This is a genomic window from Yoonia sp., assembly GCF_036007805.1.
Lineage (GTDB): Bacteria > Pseudomonadota > Alphaproteobacteria > Rhodobacterales > Rhodobacteraceae > Yoonia.
This window is the reverse complement of sequence record NZ_DASYOK010000179.1, coordinates 1-6,267: the sequence shown is the minus strand read 5'-3', so window position 1 is coordinate 6,267 and position 6,267 is coordinate 1. Positions and strand designations below refer to the sequence as shown.

At 59.6% G+C, this 6,267-nt stretch carries 14 protein-coding genes; 2 read left to right on the top strand and 12 right to left on the bottom strand.

The features are described from left to right. The 12 genes from VGP75_RS10575 to VGP75_RS10520 all read right to left on the bottom strand — a co-directional run. Window positions 1-354, bottom strand: a 354-nt coding sequence (locus tag VGP75_RS10575; RefSeq protein ID WP_327543631.1) for a hypothetical protein, incomplete at its 3' end; no start/stop codon positions are given. Further along, window positions 347-733: a regulator of G-protein signaling domain-containing protein gene (locus VGP75_RS10570; protein WP_327543630.1), complete on the bottom strand. Its 387-nt coding sequence runs from the start codon at window positions 731-733 to the stop codon at window positions 347-349. The genes VGP75_RS10570 and VGP75_RS10575, both read right to left, overlap by 8 nt. Window positions 734-812: 79 nt before the next feature. Beyond that, window positions 813-1,115, bottom strand: a complete 303-nt coding sequence (locus tag VGP75_RS10565) for a nuclease domain-containing protein (protein ID WP_327543629.1) — start codon at window positions 1,113-1,115, stop codon at window positions 813-815. Beyond that, a complete protein-coding gene (locus VGP75_RS10560) occupies window positions 1,112-1,531 on the bottom strand; it encodes a hypothetical protein (RefSeq protein WP_327543628.1) in 420 nt (139 codons plus the stop codon). Before VGP75_RS10560 ends, VGP75_RS10565 begins: the two co-directional genes overlap by 4 nt. After that, window positions 1,528-2,205 carry a hypothetical protein gene (locus VGP75_RS10555; RefSeq protein ID WP_327543627.1) on the bottom strand — a complete coding sequence of 226 codons (678 nt, stop codon included), beginning with the start codon at window positions 2,203-2,205 and terminating at the stop codon, window positions 1,528-1,530. The genes VGP75_RS10560 and VGP75_RS10555 overlap by 4 nt, the downstream gene beginning before the upstream one ends. Before the next feature lie 10 nt (window positions 2,206-2,215). Continuing rightward, a complete protein-coding gene (locus tag VGP75_RS10550) occupies window positions 2,216-2,953 on the bottom strand; it encodes a hypothetical protein (protein ID WP_327543626.1) in 738 nt (245 codons plus the stop codon). Continuing rightward, on the bottom strand, window positions 2,950-3,174 hold the full coding sequence (locus VGP75_RS10545; RefSeq protein WP_327543625.1) for a hypothetical protein: 225 nt from the start codon (window positions 3,172-3,174) through the stop codon (window positions 2,950-2,952). Before VGP75_RS10545 ends, VGP75_RS10550 begins: the two co-directional genes overlap by 4 nt. Further along, entirely contained in the window at window positions 3,171-3,602 is a 432-nt protein-coding gene (locus VGP75_RS10540; protein WP_327543624.1) for a hypothetical protein, read from the bottom strand. The genes VGP75_RS10545 and VGP75_RS10540 overlap by 4 nt, the downstream gene beginning before the upstream one ends. Before the next feature lie 9 nt (window positions 3,603-3,611). Then, window positions 3,612-3,770, bottom strand: a complete 159-nt coding sequence (locus tag VGP75_RS10535; protein WP_327543623.1) for a hypothetical protein — start codon at window positions 3,768-3,770, stop codon at window positions 3,612-3,614. A 500-nt stretch (window positions 3,771-4,270) separates the two neighbouring features. Next, window positions 4,271-4,501, bottom strand: coding sequence for a hypothetical protein (locus VGP75_RS10530; RefSeq protein WP_327543622.1), 231 nt, complete (start codon window positions 4,499-4,501; stop codon window positions 4,271-4,273). Next, a complete protein-coding gene (locus VGP75_RS10525) occupies window positions 4,498-4,752 on the bottom strand; it encodes a hypothetical protein (RefSeq protein WP_327543621.1) in 255 nt (84 codons plus the stop codon). The genes VGP75_RS10530 and VGP75_RS10525 overlap by 4 nt, the downstream gene beginning before the upstream one ends. 207 nt (window positions 4,753-4,959) lie before the next feature. Beyond that, window positions 4,960-5,247, bottom strand: a complete 288-nt coding sequence (locus VGP75_RS10520; protein WP_327543620.1) for a helix-turn-helix domain-containing protein — start codon at window positions 5,245-5,247, stop codon at window positions 4,960-4,962. Between the two features lie 87 nt (window positions 5,248-5,334). On the opposite strand from VGP75_RS10520, the gene VGP75_RS10515 reads away from it, so the two are divergent. Both VGP75_RS10515 and VGP75_RS10510 read left to right on the top strand, forming a co-directional pair. Next, window positions 5,335-5,634 (top strand): hypothetical protein, encoded by a 300-nt coding sequence (locus VGP75_RS10515; RefSeq protein ID WP_327543619.1) that lies wholly within the window; start codon window positions 5,335-5,337, stop codon window positions 5,632-5,634. Then, a complete protein-coding gene (locus tag VGP75_RS10510) occupies window positions 5,631-5,834 on the top strand; it encodes a hypothetical protein (RefSeq protein ID WP_327543618.1) in 204 nt (67 codons plus the stop codon). Before VGP75_RS10515 ends, VGP75_RS10510 begins: the two co-directional genes overlap by 4 nt. The last annotated feature ends 433 nt before the right edge of the window (window positions 5,835-6,267 follow it).

Sequence of the window (6,267 nt, the reverse complement as noted above, 5' to 3'; positions counted from 1 at the left end):
GGCAATGCTATGGGCAGCCTCATCAACACCGCGCCAATAACGATCTGATATAAAAGACGATGAAGGCTTGTGCGACTCCGCAATCTCCGCCGCCTCTTCCAGCGCCTCCCGTCGCGCCGTCGCAAGCGCGGCCTCGGCACGTTCGGCGCGCTGCTTCCACGGGCTGTCAAGCAACTCAAAGTCTTTGGCTTGCAGTTTGCGCGCATCATCCCGCTCCTTCTCCACAGCCTCAAGGCGCGCGTGCAGTTCCTCAACCGCCTCAACCACATTGAACAGTCGCCACTCATGCTCGCCCCAATGCGTCGCATCATCTTGCGCCAGCCAATCGGCAGCTTCTTTTATTGGATCAATCATCCTTCCGCCCTCCTGTGTCTGTGATGCTGGCGAGGGCGGCGCGCAGCCTGTCCGCAGCTTTAATCTGTGCAGAGTGTCGGGCTGCACCACTTCCCGCAGGCGTCGATTTAGGAAGAAGGCCCGTCTTGATACCCTCTTGGACGGTTTCAATAAGCTCCCATACCCTAGGATCGGCCAGCACATCGGGCGAGGCGGCAGCGGGGGCCAGCAACGACTTTGCCGCCTCGTAGAGATAATATGCTTGGTCCTGCATATCCTCGACGTCGAAATACTCCGTATCGCCGTCAAAACTTGTGGGCTTTGCTGATGCCTCAAACTCCTCCCACAGTTCTTCAAGCTTTTCTGCGGTGACCCGCTCCGGCGCTTTATCTGTGCTCATAGCCCAGACCCCGCGATTGCTGCGATACCCATGCCAGCGGCGAGAAACCCCAGCGCGATGATGGCGAATGTTTGGAGTGTCATTTTGGCGTTAAACTCCCAAAGTGGGCATAGACAGCCCATTGCGTTCTGCGGATTGCGTCATACAATTCGCGGTCCTCTATGTGTTCTTCGTTGGCGTGGCAGGAGGCGCACCCGTGGTAGCTCCAGAAGTCATGCGGCTTCTGCGCCATGCCTGTTCCGGTGCGGCGACGGCTGTGGCACAGGACAACCGTTTCGGGGTCGCCGTTGCACCATTCGCTCATCATCTGGCATTGCTGCCCCTTCGCGAAGTCGCGCAGCTTCTTGCTAACGAACATCGGGGTTTTGAAATTAGCGTTCATGCGTTCATCCATTCCAGCGCGTCATAGCCGATTGCCTCGGAAAGCGCGGCCATTGCCTTGTCCATGTATTCGCAGAAATCCTTGTGCGGCATGGCGTTGAAAGCGGTGCTGTCCGGCTTCATGCCAACGACCTTGCCCTTGAGGTTGAAAATGGGTTCCACATAGCCGAGTTCAATTTTCAGGGCCGTGTGTAGCGCGTCACGGCTTTCCCATCGCCCGGTGGCCTCTACAGCGCGCGTCAGGGCCTTCCAGTACGTGCCTTGCTGCGGATTGCTGCGCTTGGTCCGCGCCACCATGTCAAACTCGGTGCCGGGGGCATGACGGGCCAGTTCTTCCGCGTCATAGGCTGTTGCTGGTGATAGGCCCCGCTGCGTCAGAATGCAGATCGGCGGCGGGGCCTTGTCGCGCTTGGTCATACTGCAACCCGCTCCTGCCAGACGCGCACCCCGTCAATCTGCATGTCTTTGCAGTTCCGGCGCACATATTCGACAATGAAGGCGGTCATTGCGTCTTTGTCATTGGCTGCGATCCAGTGCAGGGCTTTGCGGTGGCTCTCTATCTCGTGCATCGTCGTCTGGCGCAGGCCCTTAACCTGATCCTTGGCGGCGGCTTGCACGGCCCGCTGTGCATCCTCTGCGGCCTGCTTGGCGTCCATTGCGGCGCGCTGTGCCTGATAGTCACCCTCGGCAGACTTGGCGGCAGCTTCCTCGGCCTCGCGCATCTTGCGGTTAGCCTCAACACGGGCCAGCCGTTCGGCCTCGGCCTTCTCTGCGGCCAGCTTGCGCTTGAAACCGTCCACCACGGCCACAAGGGCTTTCGCGCGAATGTCCAGATCATCCAGCGTCGGCTTGTATCGCGCCTTCGCGGCCTTCCACTGGTCATAGAACGGCTTGGCCTCGCTTTCCTCTGCGGCTGTGACAGCCTTCTTTGCGGCCTTCATGTCGCGGATTAGTGCATCAACGGCTTTCATCTGCGCTTCGTTCTCAACGGCGCTGCCGTCCATCCAGTTCTCGGCCTCGGTCAGCGCGTCACCAAACGGGGCCAGCGCCTCGTCAATCGGATCGGGCGGGTTATTGTGCAAGCGGTCCATTGCGTTCTCCTCAATACGGGATGCTGTCGCCTGCCAGATCGGCAGAGATGCGGGGTGTCAGCGCGGCCTTGCGGGCGTCTTTCTCCGAAATAACTTCGGCAGCGGCGGCGGCGTCTGTCGCCTTGATGTCTGCAATGGTTTCCTGTTCGGCCTTGAACGCCTCGGCCAGATCGTCCAGCGATGCGGCCTTGCGTAGTTTACCGATGATGCGATCAGCGGCGGCGCGGGCGTTGAATGCCGGGGGCGTATCGGTCACAGGCTCGTCGTCAGCGTGAAGGTCGCCCTTGTGCCAAAGATCCAGAGCAGCCCCGAAACGCATTGCAGCATTGCGCAACGCATCCCCGATCAGTTCCTTGATTGCGTCACCGCCTGTCTTGCCTTCTGCGTTCCCGTATCCGTAGCGGGTCACGTCGCAGACGGTCAGCTTGATCCATAGCCCCCCGTTTTCGTCGCGCAGCGGGGTGCCTTTGTCGGTGAAGGCCAGCGGCTCCCAGTTCCAGTTAGGATCGGCGTCCAGCAGGCGGTCAGTCAGCGCGGCGTGGCCCACATAGTCCAGATGCACCACGTCAGGGTGATGCCATGCGCCGCACAGCTTGCAGCGGATGCCTTTCTTGAAGTCGGCGCGCACGGCGTCTGTCTGGGCCTTAGTGGGCTTCGGCAGCTTGGAGATCTGGTTTGCCGGGAAGGGGGTGCGCAACAGTTCCAAGCCAGTCTTTGGCGCGGCCTTCACTTCGGTTACAGCGTTCATAGCCATTCATCCTCTACTGGTGGGGTTTTGCGCGCGTCGTCCATGCAGCCGAAACAGACGTTTACGCCGTGCTTTTCATGCAGCGCGGCAACGGCGTCCTCGCGGAACAGATCGGGGCGGAAGTCTTCGGGGTACAGGCACTCATGGCACACGGCGCACTTGATCAGCGGCGCGGGTCGCATTTCGAGAGCAGGCATGGTGATATGTGAAGGGGCGTTCATTCCACCACCTCGCGGACGTGAATGCTGCGCCCCCGCCATCCGCTGACCTTTTCAGCCGTGCGGCGCGACGGGTATGCAGCGCCGTCAACTATCCAAAACTCCAACGGACGGGGTTTGCGGGGCCGTGTACGAACGCGGTGAATGCCGTCAATGCACTCCATCTGAACATCAAACTTCCCCGTGTCCCATTCGCTGGCGCTGGTCCATTCGCCCCAGCCGTCATTGTCGGATGCGCGGGATACGATGCGCCAGACAGCGCATGACGACATATTGGTATGCCCGCCGAGCTTCTGCTCTGTATTATAGCAGCTGTCACCAAGCCATCCGGCAACAGTTTGGCGGCGAACGTCACCCCCCATAGAGCCGTCATACTCGACGATATCGCCGGGCTTCGCGTTCAATTCTGTAAGCGTCTTGCCTTGTGTCATGTCGTCCTACTATGCCGATGCTGTGGCGTTTTGATCCATCACGCGGTTTGACGCCGCATAGATCAGGCGGTATTCTTCAACCTGCGGATCGTTCATCTTGCGGGCCTGTTTCCACGCCAGATAAGCGGCATTGTTCAGGTCGCGCAGGGTTGCTGTCGGGATGCTCATGCTATCTCTCTGCATCTATCGCAGACGGTCACGCCGTCCTCTTCTGTCATGGTCCCTGTGCAGGGCGTGGGGCGGCATCCGCGCGGGGCGTCCTCGTCTAGCTCGTGGTATCGCCCGCATTCTTGGCCGTCCTCGGTGCCTATCTCGTGGCAGTCATCCCAAGGGCCAGACAGCCGCCATGCGTCATAAGATGCTGGAAGGCTCACCATTGCGTCACCCGCTCGGCACTGACAGCCGTTGCAATGTGATGCGGGGCGCGCGCGAATACAGACGCAAGCGCGAGGATCAGGGCAAAGGCGAGGTAGGGGGCAACGCGGGTCATTGCACACTCCCGATCAGCAAAGCTGCAATGCCAACCCATGACGCCAGCCCGAGAGCGCAGAACACCGCGAGGTGGGCAACGGTCATGCGGCTATCCGAACCGTCGTGGCTGGGGGTGCGCGCCCACATGCGGCGAGGGCAATCGCGGCCTTGGGTGCAGTTGTGTGTGCAGCAGCGGGTCATGCGGCACCTGTGGGGGCGGAGAACAGTTCGCCGTTGCCGCGATCCTCGGCAACAAGCCCCAGCTTGCGAATTGCAAAGCGGGCAGTCGTGCCACTAAGCGGTAAGCAATAGCCGCCAGTGCCGGGGTGGATCACCCAGCCGCGCTTGTCGCGCCAAATCATAAGGCTGTGCTGCCCGCTCTCGATTGCTGCGCGGATGATGGTCAGTGCTTCGGGTGTGCAGGTCATGCGGGCATCTCCCAGCCCGATGCCGCCAGCAACTCGTCAGCAGCGGCATAAGCGTCAACCGCGTCATCTGTCAGCGTTCCGTTATTCGCCGGAATAAGCGCAGCCATTATCTGCGCCGCAATATGGTCGCGCTTGGCCTCCCAAATCATCCGGTCAATCTCAGCGCAGCCGCTGTACGGTATCATCAGATTTACGGCGACATGCTGCTTGACAGTCATGTCAGCAGCGAAGGTCTGTAAGGTGGGTTTCATGGCGTCTCTCTCCTGTGGATATGGAGAGGATGCTAAGCCAAGTTTCTTGGCGCGTCAATATTTTATGCCAAGTTTCTTGACGTAAGTTTTTTGTTGCATTGAGTCATGCCCTCGGTGCAACTCTTAGTTAATAGAACAGAAAGGGAACATTATGGACAGAATTGACCGACTGCGTATCGCAGCAAGCGAGACAGGCCTTACCTTGGATTACTTAGAGGCTTTGACTTCTGGCCTGCCCATCCATGCTGAGCGCAAAGTCATCGGCAACGTGTCGGCAATGCCTTCATATATGAAGTCTAGGGACAACCCGTATGTATGGCGCAGCTTAATCGCGCCGTCGATGGATACGCGGCTGGTGCCTGTCTCCCAGTTGGATAGCTGAGAGCGGGTAAGCCCAGCTTTTTCGGCATATTCCTTTTGCTCTAGCCCCTCAAGTTTGCGGTGCCAGATGATGCGCGCGGCGATTGCGCCGAAAGGTTTATCAGATTCATCCATGGCTAAAGGCATCCCACGCCAAGTTTTTTGACGCAATTGTCATTCACTTGGCTTGACCTGTGCCAAGATGCTTGGCATAGTTGCGCCATGAGAAACAATCCTGCACACATTCTTATTGAGGCCATCGGCCATTCCACCCTTTGCGAATGTCTGGGCCTGACGGAGAGAAATCTCCGCCACGCAAAATCGGTCGGTTACTTTGCGGCCAAATGGTATGCGCCGATGAAGGCGCTTGCCGAAAGCCACGGGGTTCATTGCCCCTTAGAAGCGTTTAACTTCGAACGCCTTGCCAATAAAGTTGGCAGCAATAAGGCGGCAAATCAAGGCCTAATTGCAGAAAAAGCCATAATTGATGCGAATGCTCAACCCACGGGTGACGCGACATGACCCCCGCCCAGCACACCGCTTTGGCGCGCCTTTCGGACGGTGAGTGGAGACTCGGCTACGACATAGCCACCTCCCCCGTTGTCCTGTCGGCCCTTGACCGCGCTGGCTACATCCGCAGCGGCATTGACGGCCATGTGCGGATGGAGCGGCTTTACACCATCACGCCAACCGGCCTGCTGGCTCTGGACGTGCACCAATGACCAGTTTCACCATTGGCGGCGCGGCGGTTCCTCCCCCGCACGGCGCCCCCGCGTCGGGAATGAGCAGTCACCCCGGCGCGTCAAATCCTGAGCGGCGCAGGGGTTCGCCGCACGTCATGTCTCCTCCCAGCCCTTCGGGGCCAACTGCCGCCGCGTCTGTCCCTCCCTCGGACGCGGCGGGCTTTTCTGGATGGATGCGATGACATGGCTAGGCCCTGCTTTGTCTGCCGCGCTGACACGCCTTTCGCGCTGCGTCTCCCCGGCCTCTACAGCCAGCTACCCGCCGGAAAGCGGGGAAGCCTGCCGTATTGCAGCACCCACGAGCCGGACGCCTTCGCGCGACGTGATGGACCTAGTGAAAAGCCGCGCACTAAGAGTGTGCAACCGAAACCGCGCAGCGATGATGGGCAAGGGAAGCTGATATGACAACGCT

Coding starts and splice junctions, on each gene's coding strand:
- VGP75_RS10570 (WP_327543630.1), bottom strand. CDS start 733: ATGAGCACAGATAAAGCGCCGGAGCGGGTCACCGCAGAAAAGCTTGAA.
- VGP75_RS10565 (WP_327543629.1), bottom strand. CDS start 1,115: ATGAACGCTAATTTCAAAACCCCGATGTTCGTTAGCAAGAAGCTGCGC.
- VGP75_RS10560 (WP_327543628.1), bottom strand. CDS start 1,531: ATGACCAAGCGCGACAAGGCCCCGCCGCCGATCTGCATTCTGACGCAG.
- VGP75_RS10555 (WP_327543627.1), bottom strand. CDS start 2,205: ATGGACCGCTTGCACAATAACCCGCCCGATCCGATTGACGAGGCGCTG.
- VGP75_RS10550 (WP_327543626.1), bottom strand. CDS start 2,953: ATGAACGCTGTAACCGAAGTGAAGGCCGCGCCAAAGACTGGCTTGGAA.
- VGP75_RS10545 (WP_327543625.1), bottom strand. CDS start 3,174: ATGAACGCCCCTTCACATATCACCATGCCTGCTCTCGAAATGCGACCC.
- VGP75_RS10540 (WP_327543624.1), bottom strand. CDS start 3,602: ATGACACAAGGCAAGACGCTTACAGAATTGAACGCGAAGCCCGGCGAT.
- VGP75_RS10535 (WP_327543623.1), bottom strand. CDS start 3,770: ATGAGCATCCCGACAGCAACCCTGCGCGACCTGAACAATGCCGCTTAT.
- VGP75_RS10530 (WP_327543622.1), bottom strand. CDS start 4,501: ATGACCTGCACACCCGAAGCACTGACCATCATCCGCGCAGCAATCGAG.
- VGP75_RS10525 (WP_327543621.1), bottom strand. CDS start 4,752: ATGAAACCCACCTTACAGACCTTCGCTGCTGACATGACTGTCAAGCAG.
- VGP75_RS10520 (WP_327543620.1), bottom strand. CDS start 5,247: ATGGATGAATCTGATAAACCTTTCGGCGCAATCGCCGCGCGCATCATC.
- VGP75_RS10515 (WP_327543619.1), top strand. CDS start 5,335: ATGAGAAACAATCCTGCACACATTCTTATTGAGGCCATCGGCCATTCC.
- VGP75_RS10510 (WP_327543618.1), top strand. CDS start 5,631: ATGACCCCCGCCCAGCACACCGCTTTGGCGCGCCTTTCGGACGGTGAG.